This window comes from Mesorhizobium sp. M7A.F.Ca.AU.001.01.1.1, from assembly GCF_004022735.1.
Taxonomy (GTDB): Bacteria; Pseudomonadota; Alphaproteobacteria; order Rhizobiales; family Rhizobiaceae; genus Mesorhizobium; species Mesorhizobium ciceri.
Map to the genome: position 1 here is coordinate 1 of NZ_RZPF01000036.1, position 16,249 is coordinate 16,249.

The window sequence follows — 16,249 nt, forward strand, 5'->3', positions numbered from 1 at the left end:
CTTCTGGGGAGCGCACCGCGCAAATATGGCGGGGATAACGCAGTGCTCGGAATGGGCGATGTTCTTTTTCCGCGCTGAGATCCGTCGACACAGGAACCATACGATGGCAGGACGCAAGTGCTTGCCGCTGGGTGGCAGTGGTGGGGCCGACCGTCATCCGACCCGCAACGTGGAGAACACATGAAAATCATCTCTCAGACGAAAGCCCATGGCGGCGTGCAGGGCGTCTATTCCCATTTCTCGACGAGTTGCCGTTGCGACATGATTTTTGCCGTTTTCATACCTCCGCAGGCGCGGGAGACGCCTTGTCCCGTTGTGTGGTATCTCTCAGGCCTGACGTGTACGCACGCCAATGTCATGGACAAGGGCGAGTACAGGCGCATGGCCGCCGAGCTCGGCCTGATCGTCGTTTGTCCCGACACCAGCCCGCGCGGGGCCGACATTCCGGATGAAAAAGACAACTGGCAGTTCGGCTCCGGCGCCGGCTTCTATCTCGATGCGACGCAAGAGCCTTATGCGAAGAACTATCGTATGTATTCCTATGTCGCCGAGGAGTTGCCGGCCCTCATCGCGGCTGAATTTCCAGCCGATATGGCACGCCAGGCAATCTTTGGCCATTCGATGGGCGGGCATGGCGCGCTGACGATTGCCTTGAAGAATCCGCAGCGGTTCAAGAGCTGCTCGGCGTTCGCCCCGATCGCCCAGCCAAGCACCGCCGGCTGGTCGAGACCGGCTTTTGAGAAGTATCTCGGCAAGGATGAGGCCTCGTGGCGAAGCTGCGACGCGACGTCGCTCATCGACGACGGATACCGCTTCCCCGAATTTTTGGTGGATCAGGGAACGTCGGATGGATTTCTTGACGACGGGCTGAGGCCTTGGCTGCTTGAGGCGGCCTGCACCAAAGCAGGTATTCCTTTAAAATTGCGGATGCAGGATGGATACGACCACTCGTATCTTTTCATCTCCAGCTTCATGGACGACCATCTGAGATGGCATGCTGAGAGGCTTTGAACCGGGCAGGCCGAAGGCATGGCCAGATGCAAACAAGGTATTGAATTCGACGCCTTACGCCGGGGGCAGAGTCCCCGCCGGCGTCAAACGCTACACATTCAGCCCGGACGCTGCCTATGCGAAAGAGCTGAAAGCGGTAGCCAGCCCCGATGAGATCCCGGAGCCGCCCTGCGGCGCCTGGGGCGAAATGCCTGACGGCATCCAGTATTTCGAGGTGCCCGAGGGTGGGGGGCGGAAAGTGCTGTTCGTGCGGATAGGCCAGGACGAGCCTTCGTTTGACGGGCAGACGCTGGAGGTGTTGCAGGCGGGGTAAATTGGTCCGGGCAGCGATCCTGGCCGCAAACAACTATTCTGGCCGTATTCCCGGCTCCGGTGTCCCACAGGGAGATGATCCCATATCAACCTCGACATGTTCCACGGTGAGGTGACTACTTTCTGTTTGATTTTGCCAGTTCATCCAGAGATTTTGCTATCTTTTCGAGTTGCTCAGGAATTCTCTTCGCTCCGGACGTATAGAAATAAGCTCGAAGATCCACAAAGAAGTTCTCGGTATAGATACGCGACCCGTAGCCATAGGATGCCTGAATTGTGAATTTGTCAGGTGTTACTATTTTGCCGCCGATCTCCTTGCCGACCTGAGGGCCTGTACAAAGATCGATCCAGAATCCATCGCCAGGCGCGAGTGCAGCCAATGTGTTTTTGAAAATATACATATCAGAAATATTTTTTGATTCTCCAACGGTTTCCCCAAAGCGATAGAAGTCTCTGTCGACCGTCAGTTTAAGGTTCTCGGCGGATGAGGAGCCTCGGTTCCAGATTCGAGCAACAAAAATAGTATGGTGTTGAATTTCGATATTCAAAGCAATTACAGGCCGCGTTTGAACCTCGATCTGCTTCTGTATTTCTATGACCATCATTTTATTTGAGTGGGCTATCTTATAAGTTAGCCAGGCGTATACGCCCGTAATAACTACCAAAATTGTTGTTAGGAGGTCTATAGGCGTCAAACCAATAGCGCTTGTCATAAATTTTTCCAAAAGAAACCGCGCTCAATAACGTGGGTGTGAAGTTCATCTACCTGTAGTGCCGGTCTGGTTCGTGGCTTTATGCCTTTACGCACTCTGCCAAGCTAACACCTTCGGCACATTCAACCCATCGGCCCGCAAACCCTTGATGTGAAAGCGAATTGCATCGCGAATCTCGGCTTCCACCTCGCGTACAGTTGCACCGGTCGCGATGCAGCCGGGTAAATTCGGCACATAAGCGGAAAAGTTATTTCCCGCCTTTTCAATCACCACCGCGTAACACACGCACTTCACTCCCTAGGTGGATAGTCAGTGTAGCGGCTCACGCCCTGTTGCATCCTCATCGTCGGAATGGGTATTCCCACGCATTCGATAGAGCGGAGGGCTGTCCGATCTTGTAGCTTATTCGCTGCACCAAGCCGTTACCAACTATCGAGCGTTCGAAGTCCGGAACTGGCCCTTTATCGAAAAAGTTGGATACTAAGGTCTCGATGTCTCCCCGTTGGCTAAATATATAGCGATCAGCAAAAAGAGCCACGACCTCATTGATGCGATCTATCGCCCGGCGGTTGCGTACTTCTCTATGCATTGCATCCGTCTGCCTTCGGGTGTCCAGATACATCGCAATGCGCGGAGTTATAGGGAAGACAAGTTCAAAATCATCAAAATTTCCGACACTGTATGGAACTATTTTACCTATTGGTGTTCCCGATTTGAAGTAGCACACGGGGTTATCGCTAGAAATAAAATCGACGCCTGTCTCGTTGTGTATAAAAACAGGCGCGTTGTACCGATTCATTACAGGAAGCATGCCTCGAATGATATTTGGCATCGAAAGAAGGGCGGTATGCGGGTCAATGTTTATTTGAATTATGCCGGCGTTTATCAAATCCTGCATTCTAATCTGGCTCGATACATCTCCTGTCGTCTTGCGATAAATTTCCAACAGAGCCTCGGGTACGGGAGGTGAAACTGCGTCCGATATCCTAGCAACAGAGTCTCGCAAAAGGCTCATAACAGATCTAAGCGCGTTGGGTACACGGCATCGCATGGACAAAAGGAATTCGGTGAAATGTTTAATTTCATCAAGTGAGAGCGGTTTCTTTTCCGCGATAATGTTCACAGCTCGGTCCCAGCCGCTTTCTATCGTGTCGGAAAAAAGTCTCTCGATCGCGTTGTCAAAACGCGCTTCAGCATGAACTGGTTGTGAGTATAGGTATTTCTCTTTGAATACCGATTTTGGAGAGGTGCAGAAAAGCCTACAATCTTCCCACGTATCGTAGACTTTGATGCAGCCGTCTCCATCCAAGAAATGCTTCGAATAAGTTTCCGGAATATAGTGCTGTTGCTTGGGCTCTGGCGGCATTTTTATAGACCTCCGCTCTCAGCATATCTCTTCTGCTGAGAGCGGAGTCGCATTGTTGGCAGCAGACAGACAGCGCGCGTGAATTAGCTCAGCTGCACCCGCTCGTCGAGCCACACGTATCGCACTTCTCGCAGGTCCCGTTCCGCACCATGGTAAAATTCTGGCACTCGGAGCAGGAATTGCCGGTGTAGCCCTGGAGCAGCGATTTGGCGCGGCGGTCGTTGGCGAGTTTCTTGGCTTCCGCCGCCTCCATGGCCGCGGCGTCGGTGAACAGCGCAGCCGTGGCGTCGGAAGCAACACCCGCCGCTTCCTCGAAGGCGATGTCCTCGGCCAATTCCTTTGCCCGCTCCTCATAGTCGCGCTTGTAGGCGACCGCTTCGTCGCTGGCGGGTTTCAGCGCCAGCACGTTGGAGCCGGAGAAGGCGGTCGGTGCCGAGCGGGCAGGGGCGCCCGAGGGGGCCGCAAAGCCTTTCGGATCGTTGCCGCTGACGCGCGACACCAGCTTCACCGGCGAGGCGCCACGGGTCAGGCCCTTGGAGACCGCATCGGTCTTGCCTTCGCTGATGCCACGGCCAAGTGCGGTGTTGGAAAAGTCCGACTGGTCGACATGGGCGAGATCGTTGCGGCCGAGGTAGGAGATCGCCAGCTCGCGGAACACGTAGTCGAGGATCGACGTCGCGCTCTTGATGGCGTCATTGCCCTGCACCATGCCGGCCGGCTCGAACTTGGTGAAGGTGAAGGCGTGCACATATTCGTCGAGCGGCACGCCATATTGCAGGCCCAACGAAATGGCGATGGCGAAGTTGTTGAGAAGGCCACGCAAAGTCGCGCCTTCCTTGTTCATGTCGATGAAGATCTCGCCGAGACGGCCATCGTCATATTCGCCGGTGCGCAGGAAGATGGTGTTGCCACCGATCTTGGCTTTCTGCGTGTAACCCTTGCGGCGGCCGGGCAGCTTTTCCTGCTCGCGCGACACGCGCTCGATGATGCGCTCGACGATCCGCTCGGTGATCTGTGCGGCACGTGCTGCCGCAGGTGCGGCGAGCAGCTGCTCGACGGCTTCATCCTCGTCGTCCTCGCCATCGGCGAGCAGCGAGGAATTGAGCGGCTGCGACAGTTTCGAGCCGTCGCGGTAGAGCGCGTTGGCCTTCAGCGCCAGCTTCCACGACAGCATGTAGGCGCCCTTGGCGTCTTCCACCGTCGCATCGTTGGGCATGTTGATGGTCTTGGAGATCGCGCCGGAAATGAAGGGCTGTGCCGCCGCCATCATCTGGATGTGGCTGTTGATAGACAGCGAGCGCTTGCCGATCTTGCCGCACGGGCTGGCGCAATCGAACACGGCGAGGTGTTCGGCCTTGAGGAACGGCGCGTCTTCCAGCGTCATCGCACCGCAGACATGGATGTTGGCGGCCTCGATGTCCTTGCGGGAGAAGCCGAGCGCCGGCAGCATCTCGAACGAGAAGTCGTTGAGCTGCTCGTCGGTGAAGCCGAACGTCTCCTTCACCCAGTCGGCGCCGAGCGTCCACTGGTTGAAGACAAACTTGATGTCGAAGGCCGACTTCAAGGCTGCGTTGAGCGCCGCGATCTTCTCGTCGGTGAAGCCCTTGGCCTTGAGCGCGCCGGGGTTGATGGCCGGCGCCTGGTTGAGGTTGCCGTGGCCGACCGCATAGGCCTCCATCTCGGCGATCTGGGCTTCGGAATAGCCGAGCGTGCGCAGCGCTTCCGGCACGGCGCGATTGATGATCTTGAAATAGCCGCCGCCGGCCAGCTTCTTGAACTTCACCAGCGCGAAGTCGGGCTCGATGCCGGTGGTGTCGCAATCCATGACCAGGCCGATCGTGCCGGTCGGCGCGATGACGGTCGCCTGCGCGTTGCGGTAGCCATGCTCCTCGCCGAGCTCGATGGCGCGGTCCCAGGCGGCCTTGGCGTGGGTCGCAAGGTCCTGCTGCTTCAGGTCGGAAGCGACGAGCGGCACCGGGTTGACGGCGAGCTTCTCGTAGCCCTGCTTCTCGCCATAGGCGGCACGGCGATGGTTGCGCATGACGCGCAGCATGTTCTGGGCATTGCGGTCGTAGTCGGCGAAGGCGCCGAGTTCGCCGGCCATCTCGGCCGAGGTGGCATAGGCCATGCCGGTCATGATCGCGGTGAGTGCGGCGCAGATCGCGCGGCCTTCGTCGGAGTCGTAGGGAATGCCCGACGTCATCAGCAGGCCGCCGATATTGGCATAGCCGAGGCCGAGCGTGCGGTATTCGTAGGACTGCTTGGCGATCTCCTTCGACGGGAACTGCGCCATCATGACGGAGATTTCGAGCACGATGGTCCACAGCCGCACCGTGTGCTCGTAGGCTGCGATGTCGATCGTGCCGTCGGCGTTGCGGTAGGGCAGCAGATTGATCGAGGCGAGATTGCAGGCCGTGTCGTCGAGGAACATGTATTCGGAGCACGGGTTGGACGCCCGGATCGCACCGGCGGAAGCGCAGGTGTGCCAGTCGTTCATCGTCGTGTTGAAATGCAGGCCCGGATCGGCCGACGCCCAGGCGGCGTAACCGATCTTTTCCCAGAGATCCCTGGCCTTCAGCGTCTTCAGTACCTTGCCGTCCTTGCGGGCGGTCAGGTGCCAGTCGGCATCGTCCTCGACGGCGCGCAGGAAATTATCCTTCAGCGACACCGAATTGTTGGAATTCTGGCCCGAAACCGTGAGGTAGGCGTCCGAATCCCAGTCTGTGTCGTAGGTCTTGAACGACATCGAGCTATAGCCCTGCTTGGCGAACTGGATGACGCGGTAGATGTAGTTCTCCGGCACGGCCGACTTCTTGGCCGCCTTAATCTCGCGCTTCAGCGCGGAGTTGATCGACGGATCGAAGCAGTCGTCGCCATTGCCTTCGCAGTTGACGCAGGCCTTCATGATCGCTTCGAGATGCTTCTTGACGATCTTCGAGCCGGTCACCAGCGAGGCGACCTTCTGCTCTTCATTGACCTTCCAGTCGATGAATTCCTCGATATCGGGATGGTCGGCGTCGACGATGACCATTTTGGCGGCGCGGCGCGTCGTGCCGCCCGACTTGATGGCGCCCGCCGCGCGGTCGCCGATCTTGAGGAAGCTCATCAGGCCCGACGAGCGGCCGCCACCGGACAGTTTTTCGCCTTCGCCGCGCAGCAGCGAGAAGTTGGAGCCGGTGCCGGAGCCGTATTTGAACAGGCGCGCTTCACGCACCCACAAATCCATGATGCCACCCTCGTTGACGAGGTCGTCCTGTACGCCCTGGATGAAGCAGGCATGCGGCTGCGGATGCTCGTAGGAGGATTTCGACTTGGTCAGCTTGCCGGTGAACGGGTCGACATAGAAGTGGCCCTGGCTCGGGCCGTCGATGCCATAGGCCCAGTGCAGGCCGGTGTTGAACCATTGCGGCGAGTTCGGCGCGACGCGCTGGGTGGCCAGCATGTGGGCAAGCTCGTCACGGAAGGCGCGTGCGTCTTCTTCCGACGCCTTGAAGTAGCCGCCCTTCCAGCCCCAATAGGTCCAGGTGCCGGCAAGGCGGTCGAAGACCTGGCGGGCGTCGATCTCGGAACCGTAGCGCTCGGCTTCCGGCAGCTTGGCGAGTTCCGCCTCATCGGCGACGGAGCGCCACAGGAAGGAGGGGACGTCGTTCTCTTCGATCTTCTTCAGGCGTGCCGGAACACCGGCCTTGCGGAAATATTTCTGTGCCAGGATATCGGCTGCGACCTGGGAGAACTGCGCCGGCACGTCGATATTGTCCAAGCGGAACACCACCGAGCCATCCGGATTCTTGATCTCCGAAAGCGCCTTGCGGAATTCGATCTCCGCATAGGCGGACTGTCCTGGCTTGGTGAAACGACGCTCGATGCGCATTGGTCCGGTCCCTTTTGTCTATATGTAGCGCTTTTCCCCAGGGATTTCTGCCCCCGATGCGAAACGCGCATGTCCGCCGTCTGCCGGCGTTCGAAAACGGCCGGCTCTCCATTTCGCAGCCTCCGCCGGCCCTGCTGGTCAAACTCCTTGCGAAGTGCCTGTCCAACGCGCCGACGAACCCACGGGTCCCTCAAAACTGATTTTTTTCCGATTCCCTCGGTCGAGGGAAATTCACACTATCTAGCGTCGAACCTACCTGCAAACACTAAATATAGTATTAACAGACAATTTATTCAAGCCCGACAATTGTCCCTATCGACCCCAACCGCCCCACAATTCCAACGCTTCCGCCGGCCTCGTAACCAGGCGGAAATGCGAGCAAAACGCACATAATCCGGGAAAAAGACCGGGCTCAGAACTTTCCGGTCGCACTCTCAACAGGAGCGCATGGCCTATAAAAGGCGACTCGTTTTGCGCCGTCAAGGATTCGTTTGCGTAGCTTTTGTGACCCCAACATCTTGTGTGTCACATATGTGGATAACGGGGATAGAATGCGGTGCGGCGATCGCAATTTTGTCGCCACCAGGCAATCCGGACGCGGCAACGATCCAAAGCGTCGTGCCTGAATGGATCAGCCGTAGTGCAGCCTGGGTTTTGGCTCGGTGCCGGTGAACTGCACCCCGATACGGTCATTGCGACGCCAGCGGACCTCACACCGATAGGCAATGCCGTCGAGCGGCACATAGAGAAGGAAGCGATCGGGAACCCGGGCTTCCAGCGGTATCTTCAGTTCGGCTCCGCCTTCGTGTTGATTGCGCAGCGTGCAGCCGACTTCCGAATTCGAAATTCCGGTGATGATCGACCCGCCCTTGAGCACGCGCGGACGATGCTCGCGCTCAGGCTCGTCGGACTCGTTTGGAATTGGATTTTCGGGGCTCGCCATCGATCAAAAAATACCAGAGCTGCCGAATCCTACCTTTGATTCCTTAGCAAAGCATTCATGTCGATGGCGGCAACGCGTGTCCAGCCTTTGCAAGCAAGTCCCGTTTTGCAAAGAGCGCGGTGTGGCCGCCCGTCAGGAGAAGCTGTGCGGGTCGGCGCAGAAATAGGCGATGATCTGGCAAAGGTCGGGTTCGTTGACCATGCGCACCGCTTCGCTTGCACGGACCCATTTGCGGGTGCGTGAGCGTTTTTCCTTCCAGCGGTCCGCGACTTTGTCGACATGCAGCGGAAACACCAGGACCTCGCACGGGACTTCTTCGCCGGAAGCCAGCGCCTTGGCGTAGAAGTAACGGCCGGCTTCAAGATGAGAGACACGGCCGCGCAGCCCGGCCTCCTCGCCGGCTTCGCGCGCCGCGGCCTCGCAGAGCGGCTCCCTGGCCTCTGGCCAACCCTTGGGCAAAACCCAACGGCCGGTATCGCGGCTGGTGATCAGCATGATTTCGACGCCGTCTCCCGTGTCGCGCCAGGGCAGGGCGGCAACCTGCAGGCGGCACGGCGCGGTGCCGAAGAGCCGTCGGACCCTTTCGGCCAGATGATTGTGTGTCGTTGGCCTCGTCAACATCGAAGAAGCTAGCCCCAGCCTCCGGAATCGTTTGCCGTCTCACGAATCTTACGGCTAATTGTCGGCAATAAAAGTAAAAAATTTCATTCGCCTGGCCAATTTCCGCCAATAGACGTCGATTTCGCGAAATATCCGGCTCTGCCGGACGTGTTTGCGAAAGCAAATCCATCCCCGGTGCAAGCTGCTGGTCTGTAACAGGGTAGTTGCGAATCAGCCGGCGTGGTCGTCGGCGATCGGCTTCTGGTAGGTGAAGCCCATATCCCACGGGAAATAGATCCAGGTGTCCTGGCTGACTTCGGTGACGAAAGTATCGACCAGCGGCCTGCCTTTCGGCTTGGCATAGACGGTGGCGAAATGCGCCCTGGGCATCATCGCGCGCACGATGCCCGCCGTCTTGCCGGTGTCGGTCAGGTCGTCGATGATCAGCACGCCGGCGCCGTCTTCGGCGAGCAGGGCAGGGGTGATCTCCTTGAGGACCTGCAGCTGCCCCTGGCTGGTATAATCGTGATAGGAGGCGACGCAGACGGTTTCGATGACGCGGATGCCAAGTTCACGCGAGATGATCGCCGCCGGCACCAACCCGCCTCGCGTGATGCAGACGATCGCTTTCCATTGCCCCTTGTTGGCACCGGCAAGCCGCCAGGCGAGTGCGCGAGCGTCGCGATGGAACTGGTCCCAGGAGACCGGAAAGGCTTTTTCGGGAAGGGACATGTCGCGCACTCCACAGCACGCGGGGATCGCGCGCAAGAAAACAGGGGAATGCGCGCGGAATTAGCTGGAAAGCCCCCATCTTGGCAAGAGCAGGGGCCTTGGCAAGGCAAGGGCCAGCGATCGCTGTGGGCTTACCGCGACAGGAAGGCTGCCACCGGCGCGGTGCGCAGCACGCTGCGCGTCACGCCGCCGAACAGAAGCTGGCGCAGCCATGAATGGCTGTAGGCGCCGAGCACCAGCAGATCGGCGCCGGTTTCCGCGATCCTGGTCTGGATGATGTCATCGACCGAACTGCCGCCCGACTGCTGCACCGAGACGCTGACGGTGGCGCCGTGGCGCGACAGCGCCGCCGCGATTTCGGCGCCGGCGGCCTCCGGGCTGTCGTCGAGCGTTTCAGGAGGGTCGATAACCAATATGTCGGTCTTCTCGGCTTCGATGATGAAGGGCAGCGCGTCGAAGGCGGCGCGCGCCGCTTCCTTGCTGCCGTTCCAGGCGAGCAAGACGCGTTTGAAGGTGGTGATCAGCGGACCCTCGTGCGGCACCACCAGCACCGGCCGGCCGGCATCGTAGACCAGCGTGTCAACGTCCGCGCTGGAATCGCCGCCCGTTTCGCGCTGCGCTGCTATGATCAGGTCGGCGGCCCGCACGCTCGAAATCCCGGTCAGCGCGCTGTCACCCGAAAAGCTCTCCAGGCTTCGCCACTCGAAGGAAAGACCGGAATCCTCGATATGCCTGAGAAACAGCGTCCTCAATTTCTCGGCCCGTTCCCGGTTCATATCTGCCGAAACCTGCAGGAATTCGGTGTCGGGAAAGCCTGTGGCAGAGGTGTAGGGCACGGGAAGCGTTTCGGCGTGGATGCCGACCAGATGGCTCTGGAACCGGTTGGCGAGCGGAATGGCGCAGTCGAGCACGCGCTCGGCGTCCTGCTCGTTCTGCAGAATGGCGACGATGGTTTTGAATCGCATGACAATCCCTCAGTTCACGAGCTGGCGAACTCGTGCCGGGGAAACGTTGCAGCGTCGTGCTTTGTTCCGGTCTGGACCAGATCAGCCGGGATTGCTGGCGAAGCCGGCGACCATCGCCTCGACATCGGCGCGGGCAGCGTCCAGCGCCTCCTGGCTGCGGGCACGCACGACCAGTTCGGTCCAGAACTTGCCATCGCCATATTTCGGGTAGGAGCCGATGATCGTATCGGGATGCGCTTTCTGGATATCACCCAGCGGCCCCCCGATGAGGCCTTCGCCGAACGGGCAGGGCACGGTCGCCGACAGCATCTTTGTGCCGGCCTTCAGCGTCGGCACGACATTGTCGAGCATGGCCTGGAAAATCGACGGCACGCCAGCCATGACGTGGACGTTGCCGATGCGGAAGCCAGGCGCGACCGACACCGGATTGTCGATGAGATCGGCGCCGCGCGGCATCCGTGCCATGCGCTTGCGGGCCTCGGTATATTCGATGCCGCGCGCGGCATAGCTTGCTTCCAGCATCGCATAGGCCCGGGCATCGTATTCGCAAGGTACGCCAAAGGCCTTGGAGATGGAATCGGCCGTGATGTCGTCATGCGTCGGCCCGATGCCGCCCGTGGTGAACACATAAGTGTAGCGCGCGCGCACGGCGTTCACCGCCGCGATGATCTCGTCTTCCTCGTCCGGGACGATGCGCACTTCCTTCAGGTCGATGCCGATCGCCGTCATGATGTCGGCGAGATGGCCGATGTTCTTGTCCTTGGTGCGGCCGGACAGAATCTCATCGCCGATGACGAGCATGGCGGCGGTCACGATTTCAGGCATGGGAAGCTCCGGCAAGCGAGTGGCCCGGGAAGGCGAGTGGTCTGAGATAGCGCGGCGCAGCGGTGGCCGCAATGTCATCTCCGCGGCGCCGGCTTTCCTGCCCGACTACATGACCGCCGGAGGTGGATGGCTCGGTCGAAGCCAACTCGTTTCCACACCATGTTCTGCGATGACGTGGCGGTCGAGCAAGATCTCGGCCGCATCGACGGGTGCTATGGCAAGGGGCACTTGCCGGAATTCATGGCCCAGGAGCGAACCGCCGCATCCATCGAGCGCATCGCCGGCCGGGCTGATCGGGGCCTCACCTCAGCTTCACGACAATTTCAAGGAACCATTCGGCTGACTACCGGGTTTTATGAGTGTCGCACCAAGGCGGCTAAGATACGGAGTGATTCAATGGTTACAAAACTTCTCGCAGCATCCGTCCTGACGATCGGTCTCGCCACATCGGCGATGGCGCAGTCACTGGACGACAGGTACTCAAACAATCATGACTGGTGGCTGTTCGGTAACAACGACCAGACAACTGTCGACCCCTACACCACGGGAAGCATCAGTGACGGCTCCGGGTTGAACACCCAAGGCAACACCGGCGCTATTGGCCCATGTGCCCACAACACACCAGGCCCGGACGCTAACGCAGGGCAAAACGTCAACGATCAGTATTGCGGCAAATAGCCAGAACGTGATTTCCGAAAAGCGCACGCCGATTTTCCAGAAATCCATGTTCGAGGGCTAGTCCGCAAGGACAGCCGCTGGCCGCTGGCGCGTCCTCTCTCCGGACGGCGCTGCGGTCGGCGCTCCGTCGAACCGCTCCACATCAACCGCGATACCGAATCAGTCCGAGACTTCTGTCTGCGGCCGGTCGCGGCCGTCGGCCAGTTCCTCATGCCATTTTCCCTCGGCGTCCTCATACTGGATGCCGTCCGTCGCTCCGGCGACCTGCTGCTCGGCCGAGGCGATTTCGGCGGCGCGCAACGCGTCCTGATGCGTCGGAAACGTCTCGGAAAAGGTCGCTCCGACCTTGTAGGCCCAGCCGCCGTCATGTTCGACGATCTTGTAAGTCAGCTTCGCCATGAAAAACCTCCGGTTGAAAGGTCCGTCTGCTCAATGCAGTCGGTCGTCGGGCAGTCTGTCGTCGGGCACCAGCACTTCCGATTCCTTGGCGGCTTCAATCAGCGCCCGGCGCGCATCTGCTGTCGAACGATAACCTTCCAGCACTTTGAGGCAAGTGTCGAGGGCATCACGATGGCGCGGGCCGCGATTGAGCGGCCACACCGTCATCAGGCACTCCGCGGCCTCCTGGGCGCTGCGGATGTGGCGATATTTGCCGACGTGGCCAAGTTCGACGACGACCGGCACTTCAAAAGGTTTGTTGTCCATCATGGCCGCAACGCAAAGCAGCCAATTTGGTTGCAACCATGGCCGTCAGCCTGCGCCCAAACGTCTCAGAGGCTGTTTGAAGGCTCTACAGCGCCGTGTCGGGAGCGCGAACCGTTCAGCCCGCCGCCTTCATCCAATGCTGCATCGTGGTCACCGAACGGGCAAGTTGTGGCGCCGGGTGGATTGTCTCGCTGAATGTCGCCGCCGCACGCCACCCCCAGCGCGGATCAGCCAGGAAGGCCCGCGCCAGCGCCACCATGTCGGCGCGGCCCTCGGTGACGATCGCTTCGGCCTGCTTGGGGTCGTCGATCAGGCCGACGGCGCGGGTCGGAATATCAGCGCCCTTGCGCACCGCCTCCGCCAGATGCACCTGATAGCCGGGGCCGGTGGGCAATTTCTGCAACGGCGAATTGCCGCCGCTCGAACAGCAGAGATAGGCAACGCCCTCGTCCTTCAGCGCTTTGGCCACTTCGATCGCGTCCGCCACGTCGAAGCCGCCGTCGACCCAATCCTTCACGGACAGCCTTGCGCCGAGCATCAGCTTTGGCACCGCCTTGCGCACCGCCTTGGTGATTTCGACGGCAAAACGCATGCGGTTTTCCAGCGCGCCACCCCAGCGGTCCGTGCGCTGGTTGGACAAGGGCGACAGGAACTGGAAGATCAAATAGCCATGCGCGGCGTGCAGTTCGAGGAAATCGAAGCCGGCGCGTTCGGCTCGCCTTGCCGCCTCGGCGAAGCGCTCGATCAGCTGTAGGATCTCCTCGTCCTCCAGAGCGTGCGGCACGTTCCAGCCGGTGTCGTAGGGGATGGCCGAGGCGGAGACGGTCTGCCAGGGATCCTCGTTTGGCTTCAGTGGCCCGCCGCCCTCCCACGGCTTGCGGTTCGAAGCCTTGCGGCCGGCATGGGCCAGTTGGGAGCCGAATTTCGTGCCGGGTGCGGCGACGCGTCGTGCAGCGTCCAGCGCGCGGCGGGCGGCCGCTTCATTGTCTTCAGAGTAAAGGCCGAGGCAGCCATGGGTGATACGCCCGCGCCGCTCGACATCGGTCATCTCGACCGTGACCATGCCGGCGCCGGACATTGCGAGGTTCATCCAGTGATGGAGATGCCAGTCGCTGGCCGAGCCGTCCTCGGCGGAATACTGGCACATCGGCGCGACGGCGATGCGGTTGGGGAAGGTGAGGCCGTCGAGAGTGATCGACTGGAAAAGCGACGCTGTCATGAGAAACTCCGGGAGGGTTCGCAGCTATTTAGGCGACCGATGGCGCCTGCGCCAGACACGAGGCGGTGAAAGGGCTTCTGGACCAATCACGGGCGGGATTGCCGAAATGCCGGTTCGCGGCTACGCCTCGGCCAGGCATGTCTCCCAAAAGTGGCTCCGGTTTTGGGAGAACGACAGGCATAAACAGGAGCATGAAGTGCGACGCGCTTTAGCATGGAGACCGGGATGGAAGATCGTATTCGCGTCCGTTCGGAGGAAATCCTCTCCGACGACTGGGCCATCCTGAAGAAGACCGTCCTCGACTACCGCCGGCGCGACGGTCAGTGGGAGACGCAAATCCGCCAGACCTATGATCGCGGCGATGGTGCGGTGATCCTGCCTTACGACCCCTTGCGTTCGACCGTGCTTCTGGTGCGCCAGTTCCGCTATCCCGCTTACGTCACCGGCCACCGCGAGCCGCTGATCGAGGCCTGTGCCGGTCTGTTGGACGAAAACGATCCGGAGACCGCCATCCGCAAGGAAGCCGAGGAAGAGCTGGGTTATCGCTTGAAGGATATCGAGCGGCTGTTTTCGCCCTATATGAGCCCCGGCAGCGTCACCGAACGGCTCTGGTTTTTCATCGGCCGCTATTCACCCGCCGACCGCATCTCGGCCGGCGGCGGCGCGCAAGAAGAGGGCGAGGACATCGAGGTTCTGGAAATGCCGCTCGACGAGGCGCTGGCCGGCATCGCCGATGGCCGTATCGTCGACGCCAAGACCATCATCCTGATCCAGCATCTGAAGCTCAATCCGATGCCTGCCTGAAAGGCGCCGGTCCTCCTTCGCCAGGACTTTCGGGTGGCCCGCCACCCGAAGCTCGAAGGGTGGTGCGGATGAAGGGACTCGAACCCCCACGCCTTTCGGCACTGGAACCTAAATCCAGGGCGTCTACCAGTTCCGCCACATCCGCATGGACCGGCAATCCCATGTGGCCATCATTCTGTCAATGTCAGAGACAAGATGTGGCCCAGCGACAAGATGTGGGGCAGGCCCCGAATGCTGGTTATCGCTGGGATGCGAAGACTGTTGAAAATTGGCCTCGCCTGTGACAAAAGGCGTGTCAAATGTGACGGGACGCGACGATCCGCTTCTGCAGAATGTGATAAGAAGTAGGAAAAACAAGAACTTATTCACATTTTGGAACGCAGTTTGGGAGAGTTTGAGCCGGGTTTTCGGTCAAATCGCCAGGTTCCGTACCAAAAGCCATTCCCGGCAAGAATATACCGGCAGGCTGTGAACGGCAGAGGCCGTGGCAGTCTCATTGGTGAAAACAAAGGTTTTACGATGCAGGTCACCGAAACGCTCAACTCCGGTCTCAAGCGAGAGATCAAGATCACCGTGCCGGCCGGTGACATGGAAGCCAAGCTGATGGCGCGGCTTTCGGATGCCCGCAACAAGGTCCGCATCAACGGCTTCCGTCCAGGCAAGGTGCCGGTGCAGCACCTGCGCAAGGTCTACGGCAAGTCGTTCATGGCCGAAGTGGTCAACGAAATCCTCAACGATTCGACTCGTTCGATCATTACCGGGCGTGGTGAAAAGGCTGCCATGCAGCCTGAAGTCATCATGACCGAGGACGAGAAGGAAGCCGAGAAGATCCTGGCCGGCGGCGCCGACTTCGAATTCCGCCTCAACTACGAGATCATCCCGGCGATCGAGATCAAGGACTTTTCCGACATCAAGGTGACGCGCCAGGTGTTCGACGTGCCTGATGCCGAGATCGACGAGCAGGTCCAGCGCGTTGCCGAATCGGCGCGCAGCTACGAGCCGAAGACCGGCAAGGCCGCCAATGGCGACCGTGTCACCATCGACTATGTCGGCAAGATCGACGGCGAGGCCTTCAATGGCGGCGCCGGCACCGATCAGCCGCTGGTGCTAGGCTCGAAGGAATTCATCCCCGGCTTCGAGGATCAGCTTGTCGGCGCCAAGGCCGGCGACGAAAAGCAGGTCACCGTGACTTTCCCGGAAAACTACCAGGCGGCGCATCTGGCCGGCAAGGAAGCGACCTTCGATGTCACGGTCAAGGAAGTGTCCCAGCCCGGCGCGCTGGAAATCAACGACGAGACCGCCAAGAACCTCGGCCTGGAGTCGCTGGAGCGCCTGCGCGACGTCGTGCGCGGCCAGATCGAGAACCAGTTCGGCGCCATGACGCGCCAGAAGGTCAAGCGCCAGCTGCTCGACCAGCTCGACGCGGCTTATTCGTTCGAGGCGCCGTCGAAGCTCGTCGACGCCGAGTTCAACAACATCTGGGCGCAGGTCAATCGTGATCTGGA

18 protein-coding genes and 1 tRNA gene are annotated in these 16,249 nt (G+C 60.0%); 6 read left to right on the forward strand and 13 right to left on the reverse strand.

Going from position 1 to position 16,249, the window contains the following annotated elements:
• The 3 genes from EN884_RS38925 to EN884_RS04120 form a co-directional block, all read left to right on the forward strand.
• Positions 1 to 184, forward strand: a 184-nt coding sequence (locus EN884_RS38925) for a hypothetical protein (protein ID WP_206617554.1), incomplete at its 5' end; no start/stop codon positions are given.
• Positions 181 to 1,011 carry an S-formylglutathione hydrolase gene (gene fghA, locus EN884_RS04115; RefSeq protein WP_063167861.1) on the forward strand — a complete coding sequence of 277 codons (831 nt, stop codon included), beginning with the start codon at positions 181 to 183 and terminating at the stop codon, positions 1,009 to 1,011. The genes EN884_RS38925 and fghA, both read left to right, overlap by 4 nt.
• Positions 1,012 to 1,051: 40 nt before the next feature.
• Entirely contained in the window at positions 1,052 to 1,324 is a 273-nt protein-coding gene (locus EN884_RS04120) for a hypothetical protein (protein WP_245459189.1), read from the forward strand.
• 115 nt (positions 1,325 to 1,439) lie between these two features.
• On the opposite strand, the gene EN884_RS04125 is transcribed toward EN884_RS04120, so the two are convergent.
• The 9 genes from EN884_RS04125 to EN884_RS04165 form a co-directional block, all read right to left on the reverse strand.
• Entirely contained in the window at positions 1,440 to 2,036 is a 597-nt protein-coding gene (locus tag EN884_RS04125; RefSeq protein WP_063167862.1) for a hypothetical protein, read from the reverse strand.
• 87 nt (positions 2,037 to 2,123) lie between these two features.
• Positions 2,124 to 2,321, reverse strand: a complete 198-nt coding sequence (locus EN884_RS04130) for a type II toxin-antitoxin system HicB family antitoxin (RefSeq protein ID WP_164746046.1) — start codon at positions 2,319 to 2,321, stop codon at positions 2,124 to 2,126.
• A gap of 55 nt (positions 2,322 to 2,376) precedes the next feature.
• Positions 2,377 to 3,402 carry a DUF4238 domain-containing protein gene (locus tag EN884_RS04135; RefSeq protein WP_063167863.1) on the reverse strand — a complete coding sequence of 342 codons (1,026 nt, stop codon included), beginning with the start codon at positions 3,400 to 3,402 and terminating at the stop codon, positions 2,377 to 2,379.
• Positions 3,403 to 3,490: 88 nt separating this feature from the next.
• Positions 3,491 to 7,273, reverse strand: coding sequence for a vitamin B12-dependent ribonucleotide reductase (locus tag EN884_RS04140; protein ID WP_063167864.1), 3,783 nt, complete (start codon positions 7,271 to 7,273; stop codon positions 3,491 to 3,493).
• A 631-nt stretch (positions 7,274 to 7,904) separates the two neighbouring features.
• Positions 7,905 to 8,216, reverse strand: coding sequence for a PilZ domain-containing protein (locus EN884_RS04145; RefSeq protein ID WP_063167865.1), 312 nt, complete (start codon positions 8,214 to 8,216; stop codon positions 7,905 to 7,907).
• 132 nt (positions 8,217 to 8,348) lie between these two features.
• Positions 8,349 to 8,837, reverse strand: coding sequence for an NUDIX hydrolase (locus tag EN884_RS04150; protein ID WP_013532018.1), 489 nt, complete (start codon positions 8,835 to 8,837; stop codon positions 8,349 to 8,351).
• A 210-nt stretch (positions 8,838 to 9,047) separates the two neighbouring features.
• Positions 9,048 to 9,548, reverse strand: a complete 501-nt coding sequence (gpt, locus tag EN884_RS04155; protein WP_013532017.1) for a xanthine phosphoribosyltransferase — start codon at positions 9,546 to 9,548, stop codon at positions 9,048 to 9,050.
• A 131-nt stretch (positions 9,549 to 9,679) separates the two neighbouring features.
• Positions 9,680 to 10,513 carry a universal stress protein gene (locus tag EN884_RS04160; RefSeq protein WP_027162597.1) on the reverse strand — a complete coding sequence of 278 codons (834 nt, stop codon included), beginning with the start codon at positions 10,511 to 10,513 and terminating at the stop codon, positions 9,680 to 9,682.
• A gap of 81 nt (positions 10,514 to 10,594) precedes the next feature.
• The gene (locus EN884_RS04165) at positions 10,595 to 11,338 is read right to left on the reverse strand and encodes a competence/damage-inducible protein A (protein WP_063167866.1); all 744 of its coding nucleotides are present in this window, start codon (positions 11,336 to 11,338) and stop codon (positions 10,595 to 10,597) included.
• Between the two features lie 126 nt (positions 11,339 to 11,464).
• Here EN884_RS04165 and EN884_RS39330 point away from each other — a divergent pair, with 126 nt between their 5' ends.
• Positions 11,465 to 12,016: a hypothetical protein gene (locus EN884_RS39330; RefSeq protein WP_224672900.1), complete on the forward strand. Its 552-nt coding sequence runs from the start codon at positions 11,465 to 11,467 to the stop codon at positions 12,014 to 12,016.
• 159 nt (positions 12,017 to 12,175) lie between these two features.
• Here EN884_RS39330 and EN884_RS04175 read toward each other — a convergent pair whose 3' ends face one another.
• The 3 genes from EN884_RS04175 to EN884_RS04185 form a co-directional block, all read right to left on the reverse strand.
• A complete protein-coding gene (locus EN884_RS04175) occupies positions 12,176 to 12,415 on the reverse strand; it encodes a DUF2188 domain-containing protein (protein WP_013532013.1) in 240 nt (79 codons plus the stop codon).
• Positions 12,416 to 12,445: 30 nt separating this feature from the next.
• Positions 12,446 to 12,724 carry a DUF982 domain-containing protein gene (locus tag EN884_RS04180; RefSeq protein ID WP_013532012.1) on the reverse strand — a complete coding sequence of 93 codons (279 nt, stop codon included), beginning with the start codon at positions 12,722 to 12,724 and terminating at the stop codon, positions 12,446 to 12,448.
• A gap of 112 nt (positions 12,725 to 12,836) precedes the next feature.
• Positions 12,837 to 13,940: an NADH:flavin oxidoreductase/NADH oxidase gene (locus EN884_RS04185; RefSeq protein ID WP_024504404.1), complete on the reverse strand. Its 1,104-nt coding sequence runs from the start codon at positions 13,938 to 13,940 to the stop codon at positions 12,837 to 12,839.
• Positions 13,941 to 14,165: 225 nt separating this feature from the next.
• Between EN884_RS04185 and EN884_RS04190 the strand changes: the two genes are divergently transcribed.
• The gene (locus EN884_RS04190) at positions 14,166 to 14,744 is read left to right on the forward strand and encodes an NUDIX domain-containing protein (protein WP_024504405.1); all 579 of its coding nucleotides are present in this window, start codon (positions 14,166 to 14,168) and stop codon (positions 14,742 to 14,744) included.
• Positions 14,745 to 14,804: 60 nt separating this feature from the next.
• Here the strand turns inward: EN884_RS04190 and EN884_RS04195 are convergent.
• A tRNA-Leu gene (locus EN884_RS04195) sits at positions 14,805 to 14,889 on the reverse strand.
• Positions 14,890 to 15,263: 374 nt separating this feature from the next.
• On the opposite strand from EN884_RS04195, the gene tig reads away from it, so the two are divergent.
• A partial coding sequence (tig, locus tag EN884_RS04200; RefSeq protein ID WP_128360480.1) for a trigger factor occupies positions 15,264 to 16,249 on the forward strand: 986 nt, incomplete at its 3' end.